Genomic DNA, 22822 nt, shown 5'->3' with positions numbered 1-22822 from the left:
TGGCAATTTCATTCAAAGGTGTTAAAATAAGGTGATAAGTTCTAGCTAAATTTCCAAGATCGGATGTTCACAATCAAGGAGAGCAAATAAATGAAGAAAATATTAATCGTTGACGATGAGAAACCAATCTCAGATATTATATCCTTCAACCTAAAAAATGAAGGTTATGAAATAGATACTGCCTATGATGGGCAACAAGCTTTAGAAAAATTCGTATCATTCCAACCAGACTTAGTAGTCTTAGATTTGATGTTACCAAAAGTTGATGGGCTAGAAGTCTGCCGTCAAATTCGTAAAGACAGCCAAGTACCAATCATCATGCTAACGGCTAAAGATAGTGAAATTGATAAGGTATTGGGGCTTGAATTAGGGGCGGACGATTACGTAACCAAACCATTCTCAAACCGTGAGTTAATGGCACGTGTAAAAGCCAATATCCGCCGTACTGCGGTAGTTGCTGAACCAGTAGCAGCTGACGAGGTGACGGAGAAAGACAATATCATTGAAATTGGCGATTTATTGATCCATGAGGATGAGTATATTGCTTCTAAAAATGGGGAAGATGTTGAGTTAACACACCGTGAGTTTGAGTTGCTACATTATCTTTCACAACATATTAACCAAGTAATGACGAGGGAGCACTTGCTTCAAACGGTTTGGGGTTACGATTATTTTGGTGACGTTCGTACAGTGGATGTAACTGTTAGACGTTTACGCGAAAAAATCGAAGAAAATCCAAGTCATCCGAAGATTTTAATTACTAGACGGGGCGTTGGGTATTTCCTTAAAATTCCAACTCAAGAATAGAGGTCAGTCATGCCAAAACCAAGGAAGAAATCTGGGATTCCTTTTTTCAAATCTATTCATTTTAAAATACCCGTTATTTTTATATTAACGCTACTAATTTCGCTCCAAATCGTCGGAGCGTATTTTATTCGTTCACTAGAAACGGAAATGTTAACGTCGTTTGATGACCAAGTAACGAGTCAAACCACTTTTATCATTGATAATATACAAACGGTGATGGAAGATGAAGATTTGAATGAGGATGAAAAAGAGACGCAGGTGAATTCAATCTTGCGTCGCTTTAATAATGATAGTGTATTAGAAATTCAATTATTCGATAGCAATGGTTTCTTATTAGCTACTTCAAACCCCACTTCGCAAGCCTATGTTGGGCAAAGAACAGTGGATGAAGATATAGAAGAAACTTTATATACGGGTATTCGTAGTGAAACGTCAGGCTACGATTCCAATCAAGAAATCCGCATCAAAAAATTTGTGACACCAATTTTTTCTACGGCATCTTCAGGCGCCATGATTGGTATTTTAAATGTGACTGCAAATCTAGAGACTATCTATAGTCAGATTCAAAATATTATGTCTCTATTCTTGATTGCATCAGGTATTTCACTTGTATTTACGACAGGATTAGCGGTGTTAATCTCTAGCCAGATCATCAATCCACTACAAAAAATGCGCGATCAAACCAAGCAAATTGCTGAAGGAAACTATTCAACTACTTTGGATATCAATTCAGAAGATGAGATTGGACAGTTGGCAGAATCTATCAACTACCTATCTGTTCGGGTTGGGGATGCACAAGACCTAACTGAAGCAGAACGGCAGCGGTTGGATTCAGTCCTACGTCATATGACGGATGGGGTTATTGCTACCGATCGACGCGGAAAAATTACCATTATAAATGACCGGTCATTGAGTATTCTGAATAAGACACAAGAAGAAGTGATTGGGGAATCTATTATTGAAGCCCTAGACCTTTCTGACCGTTTCTCATTTAGAGAGTTATTTGACCAACATGAATCTATCCTATTAAATTATGCAAATGATGATGGGGAAACAATTATTCGCGCTGAGTATTCAGTTATTCAACGAGAATCTGGCTTCATTTCCGGTTTGGTTTGGGTATTAACGGATATTACGGAACATGAAAAAATTGAACGTGACCGTAAGCAATTCGTTTCAAATATTTCTCACGAGTTGCGTACACCACTAACGAGTGTGCGTTCTTACAGTGAAGCATTGGTAGACGGGGCCATTAAAGATGAAAAAGTAGCGGTAGAATTCTTGAATGTTATTCAAACTGAAACTGATCGTATGATTCGGATGATTTCAGACTTACTACATCTTTCTAGAATGGACGCCAAGCAACAGGTGATCAACCGAGAGTTGATTATTTTCAAAGACTTGGTGAATCATATCTTAGACCGTTTTGACATGATGCTTCAATCGGAAGATTATGAAGGTAAAAATTATATTATTAAACGTGAATTAATGGAAGAAGAGGTCTGGGTAGAAATTGACCAAGATAAGTTAATTCAAGTTATCGATAATATTATGAATAACGCTATTAAATACTCGCCAGATGGTGGGACAATCTATGTGCGTTTAATGTCTACACATAACCAACTGGTTTTAAGTATTCAAGACCAAGGGTTAGGTATCCCTCAAGAATCTATTCCACATCTATTTGACCGTTTCTACCGGGTAGATAAGGCGCGTTCACGTGCTCAAGGTGGTAGTGGGTTAGGTTTATCTATCGCAAAAGAAGAAATTGAATTGCATAACGGGACAATTTGGGTAAATTCGATTGAAAACAAAGGAACCACATTCTTTATCTCACTTCCATTTGAGGAGTTTGATAGTGATGATTGGGCAGGGGAGGATGAATGGGCCGATGAAGCAGAATAAATGGAATTGGATCCTTCATGCGATACTTGTCATACTAGCACTTGTATCGGTTGCTGCTTCAGTCAGCAACCTCTATGGGCCTAGTGCCTTAAATGCCTTTTTTAGTCAGGCTGATCAAGAAAGTAATCGGGAAACCACTACTGAATTGAATAATATGGCGATTTCTAATGAAACAACAGACGAAAATTCGACTGAAGAAGTTGAAATTACGGCGTCACAGACTTTAATTTTACATAGTGAGTCGGATGAATACGTAGCAATCGATAATATGTCAGCGGTGAAAGAGCTAAAACATGTTGCCGCAGGATTTGACTATGATAGTGAAATCGAAGAAGATTCTGCCTATAATATTCGCAACTACGTCCAAACTCAACCCTATATTGAAGATAAATTGAACAATGAAACACCGATTAACTTGTTAATTGCAGATACGTCTAGACTGCCTGAAGAATTACAGGAAATTGCAATCACTTCTTATATTTATATTATGGAAACCAATGAAGTCTATCTATTGAATGATGTGACTAATACGGCCTATTCGTTGACTATTTCAGATAATGTAGATGATGTAATGGCCGAAGTCCATGATTATTTATCTTCATATGAAGACTTAATGGAACCTGTTGTGCCAGTTACCCTAGCCAATGGAGTGTCTTATATATCAAAAGATGCACAAGAAATTGAACGGTTCACTTATTTACAAGAGCGTCAACCAACAACTTACTTCTTGAATCATTTCTTTGAAACACCAGAAGATATCCATGACTATTCAATGAATAATATTTCACGCTATTATACAGAAGGTCGTCAGTTAACGATCAATATGGAAACTTTTGAAGTATTCTTCTTACAAGATAATACGGAAGCGGAAGAAACGAATTTAAACCAACAAATTGAGGTCACATCAGCTGCCATGGCGGATATTTTAGCTGACCAAACATCATGGTTGTATGCAGAAGCTAATGGTGACGATGAAAGAGAGATGATCACTTATCGTAAGTATGTGAATTCACTGCCGGTTTTTGGGAATAATTACGTCTCAAAAGCACATTTTGTCATGTCTGGTGATACCATTCAAAATATTTATATGTCTGCTTTGACTATTCAAACCCAAGTGACAGATTTATCAGAATCTTATGAGGTTATGTCAGGTGCAGATGCTTTAGATTTACTGAATAATGCCGGTTATCCTAACGAGGACATTTCGGAATTGGTCTTGGGCTATCGTTGGGTACAGAATCCTGAAACGAGCCGCCTAGTAGAATTAATCCCTTCTTGGCATATTCAAATTGGGAATAAGTGGTTTATGCTTGAAGATTTAATTGATATGAGTCAGTATCCATCACTGCAGACTACGTATACTGAATCTGGTGAGGCCGTTGATTTATCTCTTTATTTTGACAATCTAGGCCAACAGGTGAGTGAAGAAGAAGTGAAGACTCAGTTAGACGAAAGTATTTCAGCATCTTTTTCTTCTGATGTAGCCGAAAATGATTATTCTCAAGTTTTGAACCCGCCATTATCAGAAAGTGACGAGGAGGAGAACTAGCAATGAATTTTAAAAAAGTAGAAGTCATTTTTATTCTAGCTTTCCTGATTTTAGATGTATTTCTGATTAATATTTTTATGAGTAAATATGTGGGGACATCGAATCAAGCGATTGAAAATCAGTCAGTGGATATTGTGAAGGAATTTAAAGCCAATGATATTCAATATGATGAGATTTCAGATGAGATTTTGCGGATTCCTTTTATTAGGGCCTTAAATACTACCTTAGATGAAGAGGATGTGTTAGCTGTCACAGAAGACACGCAAAGTGTTGAAGTAAATGCCAATCAAATCTTGGGACAGATTAATACGCCCATTCAATTGGAAGGGGTTACTAGTGAAACACCAGCAGGAGAACTTTCTGATTCTGCCTTAACCAGCTTGAATCAATTTATCAATAGTGAAATTTATCAAGGAAGCCAATATCGGTTTATTAGCTATGATAAGAATGCAGGTAGGGTCACTTACATGCAAGAAACGGCATCGGGTGCAGTGATTGCGGATGGGACTGGGGAAATTGTGTTCCAGGTAAATGATGATTTTGCAGTCTACGCCTATGACCAGACGATTGTTGGTGGTACGGCGACTCAAGGTGAGGAACGGACGGTCATTAGTGAACAACAGGCCCTTGAAAATGCCTATTTAAACAACAGTATTCCAGATGAATCAACGATTGTGCGTTCATTCTTATCATACCGGGTGACCCTAGTGCTTGATGAAATGACACTCTACCATCCAGTGTGGACCTTATTGATTCGCACGAATGAAGGGACGACGCAGCGTGTATTTGTAGATGGTATCAATGGGGCAATTATGACCCAATAATTGGAAAGAGGACGATTCATGTTTCAAAATTATCAAGAAAAAGTCAGTGACCGCTGGCACCAGTTTACGATTATCCTAGTGAGCTTAGTGGCGATGTTCCTTTTTGCAGGGGATAAGACTGAAGTACAAGCGGAGGTGTCGGTGAGTGACTATACGGCGATTGTGAATGTGCAAGCGGATGGGACCATGCAACAAGAGGAGACGATTGGTTTTGATGTGAAGGGGACGGTTGAGGAATTTAACCATCGGATTGCCCTGACGGATATGAGCAAGTTGGTCAGTCTTGGTGTGGATATGAAGAGTGTGTCGGCGGATTCTTATTTCACTTTTGTGGAGAGTGATTCAAATGAAGTGGGGACTTTTACGGTTTCTACTGCCAATGATCAAGCGGCGGACATCACCATCTATAATACGGTGACGGATGCACCACATATTACCCAGGTTTCAGCGACGATTTCAGATGCTTGGACCAATTATTCTGAATGGACGATTTTAAAGAACAGCTTTCTAGCATTACCGTATGACGTCGATCTAGCCACTTTAACTGTCACATTCCCGCAAGCCGTGCCAGAAGATCAATCTGATTTAATCGTTTCAGGTCCTGGCAAAACGGACTTGCAATGGGCTGACGATAGAAAATCATTTACAATCACAGTGGATAATTTAAAAGCTGATGAAAGTGTGGCCCTTCAAATGTACATGCCGGTGTCTATCCTACCTGATAACAAAAAGGTGGGGGCAGACTCTGAAGGCCAATCCACTATTGAAAGCATGCAGGCTAGCCAAGAAGCTGCGACTAGTTTACAAAGACGCCAAACCATGCAAATGTGGGCTGTGGCAGGGACTTTATTTGTCTTAATTTTTGCTTATACTATTTATTTATATATGAAAAAACGCAAAATTGTCATTGCTGTTCCGAACAAAAAAGGCTTTGTTGCTAGTCAACCCAATGCTTACGGTCCGCAAACTGTGGCCCACTTAATGGGTAAAGGCTATTCGGACCATCAAAAGATTGTCTTATTAGTCTTAGAGATGATTGAAGCAAAAGTTTTGGCGGCGCATTTTGAAGTTAATAAACGTGGTCAATTAGCGGATATTCAAGTATCAACACTGAAACAGGAAGTTAACCATCCAGCAGGCCAATTGTTATTAACGAAGCTTCATGAAAATACCCAATCTAGTCGTGATGTGGTATCTTTAAATGACTTAGTTTTCAACAATACGGGCAAGGTAACGATGATGTCACGCTTTGGCCGGAAATTAGTCCGGAAGATTAACCAAGTAGCTAAACAACCCTTAACCAAAGACGGTGTTTATAGTAAAATGAATCAAGTTTACATGGCTATTCTAACCCTTTATATGGTAGCATGGTTATTTGGAACAGGTTTCGTGATTTACTGGCAATTGCAGCTGCAAACTTTAAATGTATGGGCTTTGTTATTGCTGGTTGCCAGCGTGGCATTGGTTGACCTTTTACAAAGAAATGTCTTACCAATGCGGAGTGAAAAAGGGGTATCCTTATTCAAATTGTGGCATGGCTATTTGAAGGGCATCGGCAGCCAGTTAATGAATCCGGATGCTTGGGGCCGTCAATCGGCAGAATGGTTGGACCATCAATATTTATATGCTTGGGTTGCAGGGTCGAATGTGAAGGTTGCTAAGGCGCTGGAAAAAGAGGCGCAGGTTGTCCAGTTACCTTTGATGGGTTCGGCACAAGCGATTGACCATTTACAGTTAGGGAAATTGAAGTGGCAACCACATGCTGAGAAAGTTACGGATGATGACGTCGCTGAATAGTTGGTGACAAGATGAAGAATAATAAATGAAAAAGTAACAGTATTTAGATCTAGAAGGAGGCAATCATGGAGACTGCACAAAATGATTTTACAATGCGTGTTTCCATGCTCGGCAGTAGCTCTAGCGGAAACGCTACTTATATTGAAACCCCTAAGCGGAAAATTTTAGTGGACGCAGGATTTAGCGGGAAAAAGATGAAAGAATTGTTAGCCGGCATTAATCGCGATATCAATGAGATTGATAGTTTATTTATTACGCATGAACATTCAGACCACATTAAGGGAATGGGGGTTCTTGCGCGTAAGTACGATTTAAATGTCTATGCTAATGAGGCGACCTGGCAAGCAATTGGGAGTAAGGTTGGGGTTATCCCAGTAGAAAAACAGCATGTCATGGAGCAAGGTGATATACTAACTTTAGGCGATGTGGATATTGTGTCCTACGGTGTGAGCCATGATGCGGCAGATCCACAGTTTTATGCCTTTCAAAAGGATGACCGACAGTTTACCATTCTAACGGATACAGGTTATGTGAGTGACCGGTTAATTGGCTTGTTGAAGAATTCAGATGGCTATTTAATCGAATCCAACCATGATTTGGACATGTTGCGGATGGGTGCTTATCCATGGTCTTTAAAACAACGTATCCTTGGTGATGAGGGCCATTTATCAAATGATGCCGGTGCTCAAGCCATGATTGATATGATTGGGGATAGAACGAAACGTATCTATCTAGGCCATTTATCTAAAGAGAATAATATGAAGTCGATTGCACATCAAACATGTGTATCAAAAATGGTTCAGGCTGATCTTGGTGTTCATGAGCAATTTGAAGTATATGATACCAGTCCAGACAAGCCAACAAGCTTGTTTACCTTATAAATTTTACAAATTTTTATAGGATCGCCTGTAAAAATTCATAAACAATTCAAATATACTTAGTATAATAAAAGTGTTAAGAGTCTAAAATAAAAAAATCGAGGGGGATGAGCATATGTCTCAGTCAAATGATCCAAATAATTTAAATGACCAGTCATCAGTGGATAACCAAAATGATGAACCAATTAAAAATCCAAATGAACCACATAGACCTGAAAAGAAAGAACGTAAATTGACCGCCTTACAATCAGGCTTAATTGGTGGTGCAGTTGCTGCTGTGTTAATTTCTGGTGTGGGCTATGCTGTGACTACTGCCAATGATCCGGATGATCAGATTTCAACTGAAGAAGTGCAATCGATTGTAGATGAAGCAGTTTCTAGTGCGCAAGCTGATAATACAGCTTCTTCAGTCCAATCGACTTCACTTGATGTGACTACGGATGTTTCTGAAACTGTAGCTAATGTACAAGATTCAGTTGTTTCTGTTGTGAACATGACAGAGTCTGTTTCAACATATGACTTATTCGGATTTACTTCACCAACTCAAGACGAATCTACAACAGCGTCTTCAGAATTAGAGACTTCTTCTGAGGGTTCAGGTGTTGTCTACAAGGTTGATGGGGATACTGCTTATGTTGTCACTAACAACCACGTAATTGACGGGGCAGATGCGATTAATATTATTATGGCTGATGGTACCCAAGTTGAGGCTGAAGTGGTTGGTTCTGATCCATGGACTGACTTAGCGGTATTGAAGATTTCTTCAGATATTGTGACAACCGTTGCTGAATTTGGGGATTCTGATAGCTTGAAAGTAGGGGAACCTGCGATTGCAATTGGTTCACCTTTAGGTTCTGAATATGCGACTACTGTAACGCAAGGGATTATCTCTGGTTTAGATCGTTCTGTAGCTGTTGATACTGACGGTGATGGTACGTCTGACTGGGTGGCTAATGTTATCCAAACAGATGCGGCGATTAACCCTGGCAACTCTGGTGGTGCTTTATTGAATGCTGCTGGGCAAGTGATTGGGATTAACTCAATGAAAGTGTCTAGTGATGAAGTTGAAGGTATGGGCTTTGCTATTCCATCTGCAGAAGTTCAAACAATTATTGCACAACTTGAGGAAAATGGCGAAATCGTTCGACCTGAGTTGGGTGTATCTATGGTTGACTTAAACCGCGTTTCATTAGATTACCAATCTCAAAACTTACAATTACCGGATGATGTTGATGGTGGTGTCTACATCGCAGAAGTTGTGGCTGGTTCAGCTGCTGAAGCTGCAGGCTTGCAAGCGGATGATGTTGTTGTAGAATTTGCTGGTGAAGCAGTGACTGACTCAGCGTCATTGCGTCAAGTCTTGTACCAACAAGAATCTGATGCAAGTGTGGAAGTATCCTTCTACCGTAATGGTGAATTACAAACAACGACAGTACAATTACAACCACAAAATTCAAGTACTGTAAGCTAGAAAGTAAAAGTGCTAACTTTTTAAAGAGATAAAAGATAATGAGGTACTGTAAGCCTTGGACTTACGCTTTATCGATCATTGCCCTAAAGAGCAGTGGAACCGAAATGAGTTAAGGTCTAATTCCTTGTCTGACTATTCATTCTGTAAGATCTAAAGACCATAGATTGATATAGATCAGCCAATCTGGATTCACTGCTAAGGCATGCTAGGTAAGCTTCAGCCTCAGGGCATATCTCGTTTTAAATATCTCCACTTTCTAACAATGGTCTATATATATTCAACTAAGCTCAACCTATAATCGGGTTGGGCTTTTTCTTTGTCGCTGATTCTTGCTGTCTAATAGTAATCGTTAAACACATACAACTGGATCAACAATTTTAAACAGAAATTTAAAACAGATTGGCACGTGTAATGTCATTGCATCTTGTTAATCTAGCCGTAATTTGGGGACCGTGTTTTAAGGCAACTATCAACTGAAGGAAACTTTATTTTACATAATGAAGAAGGCGTGAACATGGTTTGGCTTTTGCTTAATGAAGTTAGTGTTATTTCGTGTTAAAGATGATATGGCTGCTGGATAAAGCATTAATCCTATTCTGGCGGAGAATTCCCTACTTATCCCCACATCTTATCCACAATCATGTGGATAAGATGGGTAAATTGTGGGCAAAATTATGATAAGGGTAAAAACATTGTGGTATGAGCTTTGTGAATTGTGAATGCATCTGTGGATAATGGGGATAAGTAGGTGGGTCATTTGTTTTTTCGGCAAAAGGCTGATAAATCAAGTTTGTGTCTTGTGGAGATTGTGGATACTTTTGCTAGATTCTTGGTAATAAAAAAGGCTGAGGCCTGCGCCGCAACCTAAAAGTTGTATAGTGACTATTAACGAATTTCACGTAAATAATCAGCTTTTTCAAATTTATCAGTATTAGCAATAGCTACGTAGATATCATCTGCTTGAATGATATAGTCAGCAGGAAATGTTGTAGTTAATGCTTCACGGCGACGTTTGCGAATACCAATGATATTAATGTCATAACGTTGTCGTGTATTTAGTGAAGTTAATGATTTGCCAACCCATTCTTCGGGCGCACGGAATTCGACAAGTGAAGTTTTATCGTCTAAATTAATGACTTCTTCAATTGTATTATGATTCATACGACGCGCAATTTGAACACCGGATTCTTTTTCTGGTTGTACAATGGTATCTACACCTAGCGCTTCTAAAACTTTACGGTTGGTTTTATTTTTAACCTTACAGATGATATGGTTGATACCTAATTCTTTTGCATTAATAACGCCTAATACAGAAGCTTCAAGGTTGGTACCTGTAGAAATAACGATCGCATCACATTGGCCAAAACCTAGGTTTCGCATATATTCTATATCAGTAAAGTCTCCAACTGAACCAACTGTTAAGTAACCATCTAAACGGTTTACATTTTTTTCATCTAGATCACAAGCAATGATTTCAACACCGCTTTCGGATAATTCTTTAGCGATTGTAGAACCAAAAATACCTAAACCTAAAATACCTACTAGATTCATTTTTCCCATTTTATAACACCTATCCTATTAAAATATTTGTGTTTGTATATTTAATATCACGTTTTTTATCTTGTTTACTTGGTAATAAAGAAAGGAACATAGTCATTGGACCAATCCGTCCCATAAACATTAATGCCATTAAAATAATTTGACTAGCCATAGAAAGCGTTGGTGTTAAATTGGCTGTTACACCAACGGTTGCAAACGCAGAAATGGTTTCAAATAGTATATATAAGAAATCCACTTGAGGATCAAAAGCTAAGATTAAACCAGAACCAATAATTAATAAAGTGGTATATAGTAAGAAGATAACAAATGCCTGACGTAATAGTTTTGATGGAATCGTGTGTTTATCAAAGTTGATAAATTCTTTTTGTCTAATCTCTGCAATAGCTAGCATTAATACTAAAGCAAATGTTGTTGTTTTTAAACCACCAGCTGTACCACCAGGACTACCACCGATAAACATGGTAACAACGAACACCAATAAACTAACAGGATGTGCCAAAGTATAATCGATAGAAGCAAATCCCGCTGTACGCATAGTAACAGTTTGAAAGACAGCGGTCATAAATTTGTTACCAATAGACATCTCTCCAATTGTGTCGTTATTGTTCCACTCGAAGGCTAGAAATAACAAAGCCCCAAACGTAATGATTAAGATAGTCATTTTTAAAGCCAATTTAGTATGTGGGCGTAATTGACGGATCGCTTTTTTAAAAGCAGATTTTGGTCTAGAACGGTCGAATTTCTTCATTTGGTTAGCCACATCAAACCAAACTGAAAATCCTATACCACCAAGAATAATAAGAGAAATAATGGTCCAATTAACCACTGGCTGTGTCTGTAAACCTATCATAGAAGAGTTTCCTAATGGGTCAAACCCAGCATTACAGAAAGCAGAAATAGCCATAAAGATACTCAGAAAAGTACCGCGACCTAAACCATATGTAGGAATAAAATAAGTAGCAAAGAGTAAAGCACCAATACCTTCAATAATAAAAGTGTATCGGAAAATTTTACCTAGCCAATTGGCAATGTCGTTTAGTGAACTGTTGTTTAAAGCACCGGAAACGGCAACTTGGTCACGTATAGGGACATTTTGGCCAATTCTAAAATAAATAAGCGAGATGAAGGTCATCAACCCTAAACCACCGATCTGGATTAACAGCAACATAATAATCTGTCCAAATGTATTATAGGTATCATAAATAGATTCAACCCATAAACCTGTCACACAGACAGCAGAAACAGCAATAAATAGATGGTCAAAGTATGTTGCATCTGACGTGGCCGCCTGGCTAATTGGTAGACTCAGTAGTAGTGAACCTATGATGATGACGACAGCAAATGACAAAGCAATCTTTTTGGCACTAGACAATTGACTCACCGGTTTTAGAAAATAATCCAGTCCCCTATGTATTAAATTAATTGTGATAACCTCCCATAAAATTTGATGATTTTAAGAAATATTAAGTTTTATTTTTCAAATACGACTAATTATAAACACTTTAGCAGAAAAATCTAGTAGAATAAAAAATAAAAAAGGTAATAACGAAATATTTGCATGATAGGAGTTATTTTTGCATGTTAATTAAAATCATCTCAGTTGGAAAATTGAAAGAGAAGTACCTAAAACAAGGGATTGAAGAATATAGCAAGCGTCTTTCACGCTATACAAAGTTTGAAATGATTGAAGTGAAAGATGAACCGACAAAAGAAAATGCTAGTGAAACGGAAGATGAAATAGTGAAGGATGTGGAAGGTAGACGTATCTTGAATAAAATAAAACCGGATGATTATGTTTATCTGCTAGCGATAAACGGAAAGATGCTATCCTCACCAGAATTAGCTAAATCAATGCAAAGTCAGATGACACAAGGGAAATCAACTTTAGTATTTGTGATTGGGGGATCCTTAGGTACGAGTGAAGCGGTCAATAAACGCGCAAATCAAGCCATTTCTTTTGGCAAAATGACCTTACCTCACCAATTGATGCGTTTAGTGTTAACAGAACAGATTTATCGCGCCTTTAGAATACAAAATAATGAACCTTATCATAAATAAAAATTGTTTCAGTTTGATAAATGGCGATTAGTATGCATGATATGTTAAGATGCAAGAGAAAGATTACGTATATATGGATTATGTTAAGTATATAAGGAGTAGTGAGGAGTATACCTATGAATATTTTCCCGATACATGCATTAGCAGATAATTATATTTGGATGATTGAAGATACAGATAGTGTTGTGATTGTTGACCCGGGTGAAGCAACAGAAGTTTTATCTTATATCGAAGTAGAAAAACCTAGTCAAATTGCTATTTTATTAACACACAAACATGACGATCATATTGGGGGTGTAGAGGAAATTATCCAGGCCTACCCAGAAACTAATATCTATGGTCCGAGTGAAGTGCCAGGGTTTGACGAAATGACAATTTTAGAAGATGGTAGCCAAGTAGACATTTTAGGGCACACTGTAACGGCTTTACTGTCAGCTGGCCACACAGAAGGGCATTTAGCTTATATTGTAGACAATCATTTCCTATTTTCAGGGGACGCCATGTTTTCAGCCGGTTGCGGCCGGGTTTTCACAGGCGACTACCAAGCAGCCTTTGATGCCTTAGAAACTTTTAGCCGTTTAGATGATGACATCGCTGTATTTGCAGGACACGAGTACACCTTAACCAATTTAAAATTTGCACATTCAATATTTCCAGAAAATGAAGTAATTGCTGAAGCCTTAGGGCAAGCAGAAGTTTTAAATGCTGCAAACCATCCTACCTATCCTTCAACCATAGGTAGAGAAAAAATCATTAACATTTTTATGCAAGCAGAAGATGTCACAGCATTTAAAAATTTGAGAAATTTACGAGATAATTTTTAAAACATTCAAGCGGGAAAATATTATGGGGAGGTAGCAGTGGATAAGCTAGCTCTCTTTTTTTATTTACACTTAGCTACAAAAGTACTTGGATTAGTGATGAATACAAATTTGTACTGTATATTGCGTTTTTTATATAAGAGAAGCATGAAGCTGACAAGTGAGAAAATGAAAATGAGGTATGAAAAGGTTTGTATCATAGCGTTTAAATTGCTCTTTTTCTCATATTCATAAAAACAGCAATGTACAAATAAATGGCGAGGCAATGATTTTCTTCAAGTAAAATTGACTTGTACATCAGTATAGCGTGATAATATACTAGTATAACGCTTACATTGATAAAAAGGGAGGAAATTTTTATGTGGACATTTATAATAGGTGTCGTCGCTTTAATTGTAGGATACTTCACCTATGGTCGCTATATCGAGAAAAACTTTGAGCCAAATCCTGAACGGACAACGCCAGCGGAGGTTTTACAAGATGGCATGGACTTCGTACCAATGCCTAGATGGAAAAACGCAATTATTGAATTATTAAACATCGCTGGTACAGGACCTGTATTTGGACCGATTATGGGTGCTTTATATGGGCCGGTCGCTTATTTATGGATTGTTTTTGGTTGTATATTTGCTGGGGCGGTTCACGATTACATGTTGGGGATGGTATCTCTTAGGAATAATGGGGCACAACTACCCGCTTTAGCAGGTAAGTATATTAATAAAGGAACTATGCATGTAGTGAACTTATTTGCTTGCTTACTATTATTATTGGTAGGTACTGTATTCGTTTCGTCACCTGCAGCGCTTATTCAAAGCTTGTTGCCAGGTAATGTTGCTTTAATTATCATTATAATTGCTATTTTTATTTACTACATCATTTCAACAGTTTTACCAATTGACCAAGCAATGGGGAAAGTATATCCTTGGTTTGGTGCAGTACTCATCATTTCAACTTTAGCAATCGGTTTAACATTGGTCTTTGGAGACCACTCAATGATTGAATTGTCTTCAGCTACTATGGCAAACTTTCATCCTAAAGGCTTGGCTATTTTCCCAGGTATTTTCTTCACTATTTCTTGCGGAGCGATGTCAGGTTTCCATGCAACCCAAGCACCAATGGTATCTCGTACAATGGAAAATGAACGCGAAGGTCGCTTCACTTTCTATGGTATGATGATTGCTGAAGGTGTTATCGCGATGATTTGGGTAGCAGCTTCATTAGCCTTATTTGACGGTGAAACTTTATCAGGTATGATTGATGCAGGGACTGCTTCAGCAGTTGTGAATGCCGTATCATTAGAATTATTGGGACCAATCTTTGGTACTTTGGCAATTATTGGCGTTATTGTGTTACCGTTATCTTCTGGTTTATCTGCTTTCCGCTCATTGCGTATTATTATTGCAGACTATACCCACATGAAACAAGACACATTGCCAAAGATAATGACGATTACTTTACCAATTTATGTTATTTCGTTCTTCTTAACATTCGTAGACTTCAACATGCTATGGCGCTATTTCAACTGGGCCAACCAAGTCACAGCCGTATTAGCCTTATTGGTGACCACTCGTTACCTATTCCTTAAAGGCAGAAACTACTTCGTGACCTTAGTTCCAGGTATCTTCATGCTATATGCCGTTGTTGTATACCTATTAAGTGAACCAATTGGCTTTAACCTAGGCCTAAGCAACTTATCTTACTGGGGCGGGGCAGCCATTACCTTGGTATTACTTGCTGTTTACTGGCGTCAAGGCGTTAAGCAAAAAGAAGCCATCGATCCAAGTTCAAAACTATTGAACGACGAATTACAAATCAACCAATTATATCCAGAATTGGTTGAGAAACATAACTAATCGGTAAATCTTAAAAGTAACATATTGACTCATAAGAATGAATTGCCAGCAAATGAGCGTTTGAAAAAAAAGCCGAGTAATCATTATTTGATTGCTTGGCTTTTTATTTATACTCACTTACTCGGAGATTATATTTAATAGAAAAAGCGTGTTGCGCCTATTTACATTGGCAAAGCGTAATCTCATCTTAAAGAATACTAACTACCCAAAATAAAACCTATCATATAAGCAATTAGTGCAGCGGCACCTCCTACTAATAACATTTCCATACCAGAGCGGACCCAGTTAGTTAAAGTTAACTTTGATTTGATTGCACCTAAAATAAATAGCGTAAGTCCAGTTAAAGTACCAGCAACTATAAAAGTATTCTCCATAAGAAATGTTGAAAAAGAAGCAAAGACATATGCAATCAAAGGAATAAACCCAAACAAAATAAAGGAGAAAAAAGTAATTAAAGCATTAAACATAGGATGCGCTTCTGTTTCTGCGGCGCCAAATATCATGTTTATACGCTCTTGTTCGATTACTTCTGGATATTTAGCTAATGTTTCTGAAATGAGTGAAGCATCTGTTTCTGTAAGCCCTTTGTTTATATAATATTCCTTGAAATCAGTTAGCTCGGATTGAAAATCATATTTGAAATTAGATTGGTGTTGTTCAATCTCTTTAGAGATAAATTCGTTTTCTGACTTAGAAGATAAGTAATCACCGACAGCCATTGAAAGGCCATCCGCTAACAAGTTTGAGAAGCCTAGAACAATTACAATCTTAAAGTCTAAAGCACCGCCAGTAACGCCGGAAACTACTGCAAAAGTTGTTATTATGCCATCTAAACCACCATAGACCATACTTTTCACATAATCACTGTTCATACGAAAATTGAATGGATTAGCTTTGATCATTACAATCCCTCCCTCATACAGCTATTATAGACTTTGACGTTTATTTCAGTCTATGTAGTATAGTGTGAGTGTAGCGATCACCTCATAAAAAAAGTCTCCAAGACTATTTTTTGTTGAGAAAAAATAGTTTTGGAGACAATATGGTTCTCTTATGCAAGCGTTTGATTGACTATTCGTTATTGTTTTCCTTGCTATCTGAGAAGTTAGTACCAAAGATGTTATCAATAATGGATAAGATACGGTCCCAAATGCCTACAGCGTCTTCTTTTAATTGCTCAGTATCTGCATTTTCAATTGCAGATGAAGCAGAAGCAGCCACATTACTTGCAGCGTCAGATAATGAGCTTGCTAAGTTAGATAATTGTGTTTTCTGTTCTTCACTTAACTCAAGGTTTGAGAAGTTTTTCATTTGATCAATAATCGCTTGGATGTTGTCTTCAGAAATTACACCATCTAAGTTGTAGTTATTGATAACATTATTTACGATAACAGTAATTTCATCCACTGAAATTGAGCCACCATTTTGGTCTTTCAAGTCAGCAATTTGTGCTTTAATATCCGCAATCGCAGCGTTCATGTCGCTATCAGAGTAGCCTTCAGTATCTTCGTTTTCTTGCGTAATTGAAGAAGTTACCGCTAACTCGTCTTGCGCCACTTGACGGGCATCATCATCTAATGAATAGCCAGCATCTTCAAAGGCTTTATAAACACCTGCTAGGGCACCAGAACCATCTACTGTAACAGCAGAAGCAACCTTAATGTCAACATCAACTGCACCCGCAGTGATAGCCGCATTCTCATATTGTGCTTCTGTGATATCTGTAATTGTATCTGGCGTTTCAATTTCAACTGTTACGCCACCATCATTATCAGCGGGTGTGATATAAGCTGAAGAATATACTTGGTTGTATGGGTAGCTATCTTGTAATAAGTCGTTTAATTCATCAACAGCAACTTCGATTTCAGTCGTGCCCTCTTCAACACCTAATAATTCTTTTGTTTCATTATATTGGCTCTCATCTAAAGTTTCCCCGTATGTAAACATTGGGTCAATGGCAACCTTATCTGCTAATTTATTTGGTGTAGCTACGGCAAGTCCTACAGCTAAAACACCACTAGTTAATAAAATTCGTTTTGTAAACTTTTCCATCGTATGTTTCCTCCTACAGACTGATTATGGCCATGAAGGTCCTAGTTGTCGGTAACCCCATTGTATCATTTTTAATTGGAAAGGGTTTTAGGAAACTTTTAACAAGGATATAAAAATTGTTTAAGGAGAAAAAGAGTGCGAAAGATGATGCTTCTTGTCTAGGTGTTATATGATTAGGATGTGGAGGAATGTCGTTAGGTACGAGTATTTCTGAATTTTTATCATTAAAGGAATTTTGGAGAGTATTGTTTTAGACTCTGTATTTTTATACCAAAGGTTTATGGAAAGAATCATAAGTGAAGGAAGGCTAATGATTTGGTGAAAAGAGCTATTAGCCTTATCACTACAAAAATATTCTATTTCATATATAATAAAATAGTACGTGTTTTTGAAATCGGGGTGAAATCAAAATTTTTTATTAAAAATATTCAAATTAAGTGACAAAAATTCAGTTTAAACGTATGCTTAAGTCTACAAGTTATGTCGTTTTTGGAGGGAAAAAAATGAACATCGAACAGAAAAAAGAATTGCTAGCAATTTTAGCTCAGGATGCTCGATTAGCACCTAAAACTATCGCTAACATGATTGAAGCAAACGAAGAAGAAGTAGTTGCTCAAATCGCTGCTTATGAAAAAGATAACGTGATTGCCGGCTACCACACAATGATCAACTGGGACGTTGCCGATGATAACTTGTTATCAGCAATGGTGGAAGTAAATGTTGATTTACATCATGGTGTATCTTATCAAGATATTGCGGAGACTATTTACCAATATGACCAAGTAGAATCTTTATACTTGATGTCCGGTACGTATGATTTCTTATTATTGACGAAACGATTAACGATGCTTGATATCTCAAAATTTATCTCCAAATTAGCGGCTATCGATGAAGTTAGCGCTACAACAACCCACATTGTAATGAACCGCTATAAAGAACAAGGGGTTGTCTATAAAGATATCAAAGAAGATGGCGGACGTATGGTGATTTCACAATGACAAAATCTCAAAATAAAACCGTTATAGACATGGAACCATCTGGTATCCGACGTTTTTTCGACATTGCCAATGAAATCGAAGGCGTGATTTCGCTTGGTGTAGGGGAGCCTGACTTTCCAACGCCTTGGTCAATTCGTGAAGAAGCGATTCGGGCCATTAGAAAAAGTAAAACTTATTATACTGCCAATGCTGGTTTAATTGAATTGCGTCGTGCAATTTCAAAATATGTAGACCGTAAATATGATTTGAAGTATGATCCAGATACGGAAGTGATTGTCACTGTAGGTGGTTCTGAAGCCATTGACCTTGCTTGTCGTGGGTTAATTAACCCAGGTGATGAGGTATTGTGTATGGACCCTTCATATGTATCATACACACCGTCGATTGAACTTGCAGGTGGGATTCCGGTACCAGTGAAGCTACTAAGTGAGCACGACTTCATTTTACAGCCAGAAAATATTGAAGCATTAATTACAGATAAGACAAAGGCGATTATTTTAAACTATCCAAACAACCCAACAGGGGCAGCGGCAACACGCGAAGAGTTGGAAAAATTGGCTGATGTGATTAAGAAACATGATTTATATGTCTTAACGGACGAAATCTATTCTGAAATCTGGTATGCTAAAGATAAATATACGTCAATCGCTTCATTTGAAGGGATGAAAGAACGGACAATCTACATTAACGGGTTTGCTAAAGCCTTCTCAATGACAGGTTGGCGAATTGGTTACCTATGTGGACCGGAAGCTTTAGTGGAACAAATGTTGAAAATCCACCAATTCACAATTATGGCTGCACCAACTGTGTCCCAATATGCGTCGGTTGTTGCCTTAGAAGACTGTGATGATGATGTAGAAGCGATGCGGAAGGACTATTTAAAACGTCGTAACTTCCTATTAGGCCGATTCCGGGATATGGGCCTACCTTGTTTCGTACCACGCGGGGCGTTTTATACCTTCCCTGACATCCGTGAATTTGATATGACCAGTGAAGAATTTGCCTTAGCACTTCTTGATGCGAAGAAATTGGCTGTTGTGCCAGGTTCTGCATTTGGTGAGGGTGGGGAAGGATTCTTACGTATTTCATATGCTTACTCAATTAAAGAATTGACGATTGCCATGAATAAAATAGAAGAATTCGTTACCGAGCTAAGAAACAAAAAAAACAAAGATAAATAGTGCGTATATAAATGCACATTCATTTTCAAAGAATTTATGCACACAACGATTGAGAGGCAAATATCATGGGTAAAGATGCATTAATCATTGTAGATATGAGTAACGATTTTGTAGCGCCAAACGGTTCATTAACCGTTGGCCAACCAGGTCAAGCCATTGTACCTTATATAAAAATCTTGGCAGAAGACTTTATTGGCCGAGGAGATAATGTGGTCTTGGCTATGGATGCCCATCAAGTGGATGACCCACATTTTAAATTGTGGCCAGCTCATAACGTGGTTGGGACAGAAGGGCAAGCACTCTACGGTGAATTGCAGGACTGGTTTCAAGCTAACAAAGAGAGTGAATTGGTTAAATACCTGCCTAAAGAAAATTACAATAGTTTCTTTAATACTGGTTTGGCGGACTTGTTACTGGATAAAGACGTTGATACAGTCCATGTTGTTGGTGTCACCACAGATATTTGTGTGTTCAATACAGTTAGTGGGGCGGATGCCTATGGATTTCAAACGAAAGTCCATGCAAATGGCGTTGCCACCTTTACTGATCTAGGGGACATCATGCTTGAACATATGACACGTTGTTTCCACACTGAAATCATCCAATAATAATTGTCTCGCAAAGTTTGCATAAAAATTGTTCTATTAATGAATAGGTCATGAATTTTTCTTTTTTCAAGTATAACGTGTTGTTTTACTTTATTGATAGGAAATCATGGCCTTTTTAGATGCACAAAAATAAGAGTTGTTCGTAACTTCTAGATAATTTTCACCAACACTATTTAAAACAAAACAAAAACTCGACGCCAGCTGGCATCGAGTTTTTGTTATCACAAGTACTATTTAGAATCTACACCTCTTGTGTAGTTGTTTGAGGCATTCTAAATTTTCCATAAACTCTCCCTCCATACAATATGAGCAGTCCAATGGAGATGCCAACTAAGCTTACAGGATATGAATAGGTTGCTAAGAACTATAAGTTGTGACCGTTAGACTTTATAACGTCTTGGTACCAATAATAACTATCTTTTGGAATACGACGGAGATCTTTCTCGTCGAAATCAGTGCGGTCTATATATACGAGACCATAACGTTTTTTAAAACCTTGATGTGAACTTAATATGTCGATTATCGACCAAACATTATATCCAAATACGTCAACACCATCTTTAATAGCATCTTCAATAGCTAGAAGGTGAGACTTAATATAATCAATGCGATATCCGTCGTGAACCTTGTCATTCACTAGATTATCTGCAGTTCCTAAGCCATTTTCTGTAATAATAAGGGGCCTCTTATATTTGTTCCAATAATCATTTAAGGCAATTCTTAAACCAGAAGGGTCAATTTGAGCACCGTATTCAGACTCCTTTAAGTTCTCATTTTTCAGAATTTCCCAATATCCATACATGTTGTAATCTACGATATTAAAGCCTTCGATTTTTTCACCTTTGATATGGTTGGCGTCAGCAGGTAAGTGTCTGGAGGTTAAAGTACGGTAGTAATTCACTGTAATGAAGTCAACAACAGACTCGGATAAACTTACAACATCTTCTTCAGAAATATTAGGCATGCGGTTAGTTTCTTTGAGGTATTCTAAGTAATAATTTGGATAAGCCCCGTTTACATGAGTATCGATACAGTAATCTGTTTTGAGGCGGTTATTCCAAATAGCTGACATCACATCTTCAGGTTTATTCGTAGCTGGGTAAGTCACTGTGGCTGATATAGAAGGCCCAACACTACCACCATCAACTAATTGCTTACATAATTTAGAAGATTTTGCATAGGCTAGAAACATATGGTGGTCCATAATCACTCTAAGCCTTTCAGCTTCTTCCCCTGTAGCATCGTAAATATTCATTCTTTCATTAACTCGGACCATTAAATTCTGTTCATTATTAATCTGCCATTTTTTTACGCGATCACCGAAAGCTTGGTAGCAAGTTTCAGCATAGTTTACAAAAGCCTCGGTCGTTTTGCAAGAAGCCCAACCATTGTATTTTTCGACTAAAGAGAAGGGGAGGTCGAAATGGTATAACGTGATAAAAGGCTCAATATTATTCGCTATCAATTCATCGATAACATTGTTATAAAAATCAATCCCTTTTTCATTTACTTTACCATCACCCTCTGGAAAAATTCGGGCCCAAGATATAGAGAATCGGTACATTTTTAAACCTAGCTCTTTCATAAGTTGAATATCTTCTTTATAACGGTGATAAAAATCACTAGCGACTTTAGTGTCAGCTTGTTTGTTGCTTTTTTTAAATGAATTATAATCGGCTACCGTAAGTCCTTTACCATCTTCATTCCAAGCTCCTTCGATTTGAAAAGCGGATGAGCTGGCACCCCAATAAAAATTATTTGGAAACATTAGATCCTCCTTCTAAGGTAAATACACTATCTTGATTTGTTATTGTTTGATTACTTTGAATACCGTGTAATTTAAATTCTTCATTATTCGTAATGATTGTAAAAACGGTGGTGTCGTATCCAGCTTCCTCAATCGCTTTAATATTGAAGTTAGCTAACAACTGATACTGTTCGACATAATCACCAACCTTAACATGACTTTGGAAATGTTGACCATTCAATTCAACCGTATTGATACCGATATGAATCAACAATTCTATACCATCATCTAATTTTAGGCCAAACGCATGGTTAGTTGGGAAGACAGCAACAACCTCACCAGAAGCAGGAGCTAAAACGATGCCTTCTGAAGGGCTGATAGCAATACCTTCACCAAGTAAATTATTGGCAAATGTAGGATCATTTACAGTATTAATCGGTACAATTACACCTTCAACTGGTGCAACTATATTAACCTGATTAAGTTTTTCGGTGGTAGTTTTTTCGTCAGTAGAGCTATTCGATGATGAATTAGAAACCGGGATGTCCTCAAAACCTATCACATAAGTTAATGCGGTTGCCCCAATGAAAGCAACTAAGCATCCCACAAGATAGTATATGAAAGGATTCAGGCCAAATGCTGCATATGTAAATATAGTTAGAATACCATTATTAGCAAAGGCATCACCATATACATTCCCATAGCCCATAATA

At 37.8% G+C, this 22822-nt stretch carries 19 protein-coding genes; 13 read left to right on the top strand and 6 right to left on the bottom strand.

Annotated elements, in window-relative coordinates:
* Nucleotides 1–90 precede the first annotated feature (90 nt).
* From yycF to B2V22_RS08315, 7 genes are all read left to right on the top strand, one after another.
* Complete coding sequence (yycF, locus tag B2V22_RS08345; protein ID WP_290491897.1) at nucleotides 91–807, top strand: response regulator YycF; 717 nt, start codon at nucleotides 91–93, stop codon at nucleotides 805–807.
* Nucleotides 808–816: 9 nt separating this feature from the next.
* The gene (walK, locus tag B2V22_RS08340) at nucleotides 817–2712 is read left to right on the top strand and encodes a cell wall metabolism sensor histidine kinase WalK (RefSeq protein ID WP_290491896.1); all 1896 of its coding nucleotides are present in this window, start codon (nucleotides 817–819) and stop codon (nucleotides 2710–2712) included.
* Entirely contained in the window at nucleotides 2699–4261 is a 1563-nt protein-coding gene (locus B2V22_RS08335) for a hypothetical protein (protein WP_290491894.1), read from the top strand. The genes walK and B2V22_RS08335 overlap by 14 nt, the downstream gene beginning before the upstream one ends.
* 2 nt (nucleotides 4262–4263) lie before the next feature.
* Entirely contained in the window at nucleotides 4264–5085 is an 822-nt protein-coding gene (locus B2V22_RS08330; protein WP_290491891.1) for a two-component system regulatory protein YycI, read from the top strand.
* 18 nt (nucleotides 5086–5103) lie between these two features.
* The gene (locus B2V22_RS08325) at nucleotides 5104–6882 is read left to right on the top strand and encodes a DUF2207 domain-containing protein (protein ID WP_290491889.1); all 1779 of its coding nucleotides are present in this window, start codon (nucleotides 5104–5106) and stop codon (nucleotides 6880–6882) included.
* Nucleotides 6883–6947: 65 nt separating this feature from the next.
* Nucleotides 6948–7763 carry an MBL fold metallo-hydrolase gene (locus B2V22_RS08320; RefSeq protein WP_290491888.1) on the top strand — a complete coding sequence of 272 codons (816 nt, stop codon included), beginning with the start codon at nucleotides 6948–6950 and terminating at the stop codon, nucleotides 7761–7763.
* Nucleotides 7764–7875: 112 nt separating this feature from the next.
* Nucleotides 7876–9231 carry a S1C family serine protease gene (locus tag B2V22_RS08315; protein ID WP_290491886.1) on the top strand — a complete coding sequence of 452 codons (1356 nt, stop codon included), beginning with the start codon at nucleotides 7876–7878 and terminating at the stop codon, nucleotides 9229–9231.
* A gap of 885 nt (nucleotides 9232–10116) precedes the next feature.
* On the opposite strand, the gene B2V22_RS08310 is transcribed toward B2V22_RS08315, so the two are convergent.
* Both B2V22_RS08310 and B2V22_RS08305 read right to left on the bottom strand, forming a co-directional pair.
* Nucleotides 10117–10791, bottom strand: coding sequence for a potassium channel family protein (locus B2V22_RS08310; RefSeq protein WP_290491884.1), 675 nt, complete (start codon nucleotides 10789–10791; stop codon nucleotides 10117–10119).
* Nucleotides 10792–10801: 10 nt separating this feature from the next.
* Nucleotides 10802–12163: a TrkH family potassium uptake protein gene (locus tag B2V22_RS08305; protein ID WP_290491882.1), complete on the bottom strand. Its 1362-nt coding sequence runs from the start codon at nucleotides 12161–12163 to the stop codon at nucleotides 10802–10804.
* Nucleotides 12164–12369: 206 nt separating this feature from the next.
* On the opposite strand from B2V22_RS08305, the gene rlmH reads away from it, so the two are divergent.
* From rlmH to B2V22_RS08290, 3 genes are all read left to right on the top strand, one after another.
* The gene (gene rlmH / locus B2V22_RS08300) at nucleotides 12370–12849 is read left to right on the top strand and encodes a 23S rRNA (pseudouridine(1915)-N(3))-methyltransferase RlmH (protein WP_290491880.1); all 480 of its coding nucleotides are present in this window, start codon (nucleotides 12370–12372) and stop codon (nucleotides 12847–12849) included.
* A 116-nt stretch (nucleotides 12850–12965) separates the two neighbouring features.
* On the top strand, nucleotides 12966–13673 hold the full coding sequence (gene gloB, locus B2V22_RS08295) for a hydroxyacylglutathione hydrolase (protein WP_290491878.1): 708 nt from the start codon (nucleotides 12966–12968) through the stop codon (nucleotides 13671–13673).
* A gap of 356 nt (nucleotides 13674–14029) precedes the next feature.
* Nucleotides 14030–15523: a carbon starvation CstA family protein gene (locus B2V22_RS08290; RefSeq protein WP_290491876.1), complete on the top strand. Its 1494-nt coding sequence runs from the start codon at nucleotides 14030–14032 to the stop codon at nucleotides 15521–15523.
* A 197-nt stretch (nucleotides 15524–15720) separates the two neighbouring features.
* Here B2V22_RS08290 and B2V22_RS08285 read toward each other — a convergent pair whose 3' ends face one another.
* Entirely contained in the window at nucleotides 15721–16425 is a 705-nt protein-coding gene (locus tag B2V22_RS08285) for a VIT1/CCC1 transporter family protein (protein WP_290491874.1), read from the bottom strand.
* A gap of 169 nt (nucleotides 16426–16594) precedes the next feature.
* Nucleotides 16595–17575, bottom strand: a complete 981-nt coding sequence (locus B2V22_RS08280; RefSeq protein WP_290491872.1) for a DUF1002 domain-containing protein — start codon at nucleotides 17573–17575, stop codon at nucleotides 16595–16597.
* A gap of 503 nt (nucleotides 17576–18078) precedes the next feature.
* On the opposite strand from B2V22_RS08280, the gene B2V22_RS08275 reads away from it, so the two are divergent.
* The 3 genes from B2V22_RS08275 (at nucleotide 18079) to B2V22_RS08265 (ending at nucleotide 20362) form a co-directional block, all read left to right on the top strand.
* Nucleotides 18079–18573, top strand: coding sequence for an Lrp/AsnC family transcriptional regulator (locus B2V22_RS08275; RefSeq protein WP_290491871.1), 495 nt, complete (start codon nucleotides 18079–18081; stop codon nucleotides 18571–18573).
* Nucleotides 18570–19754, top strand: coding sequence for a pyridoxal phosphate-dependent aminotransferase (locus B2V22_RS08270; RefSeq protein WP_290491870.1), 1185 nt, complete (start codon nucleotides 18570–18572; stop codon nucleotides 19752–19754). Before B2V22_RS08275 ends, B2V22_RS08270 begins: the two co-directional genes overlap by 4 nt.
* 65 nt (nucleotides 19755–19819) lie before the next feature.
* Complete coding sequence (locus B2V22_RS08265) at nucleotides 19820–20362, top strand: cysteine hydrolase family protein (RefSeq protein WP_290491869.1); 543 nt, start codon at nucleotides 19820–19822, stop codon at nucleotides 20360–20362.
* Between the two features lie 364 nt (nucleotides 20363–20726).
* Here B2V22_RS08265 and B2V22_RS08260 read toward each other — a convergent pair whose 3' ends face one another.
* Together B2V22_RS08260 and B2V22_RS08255 are read right to left on the bottom strand one after the other, a co-directional pair.
* A complete protein-coding gene (locus tag B2V22_RS08260) occupies nucleotides 20727–22130 on the bottom strand; it encodes a glycoside hydrolase family 1 protein (protein ID WP_290491867.1) in 1404 nt (467 codons plus the stop codon).
* A partial coding sequence (locus B2V22_RS08255; protein ID WP_290491865.1) for a PTS sugar transporter subunit IIA occupies nucleotides 22117–22822 on the bottom strand: 706 nt, incomplete at its 5' end. The genes B2V22_RS08260 and B2V22_RS08255, both read right to left, overlap by 14 nt.

The sequence above is a fragment of the Aerococcus sp. UBA6277 genome (assembly GCF_002440555.1).
Lineage (GTDB): Bacteria > Bacillota > Bacilli > Lactobacillales > Aerococcaceae > Aerococcus.
The sequence above is the reverse complement of the archived record's forward strand: the minus strand, read 5'-3'. Positions and strand labels throughout refer to the sequence as shown.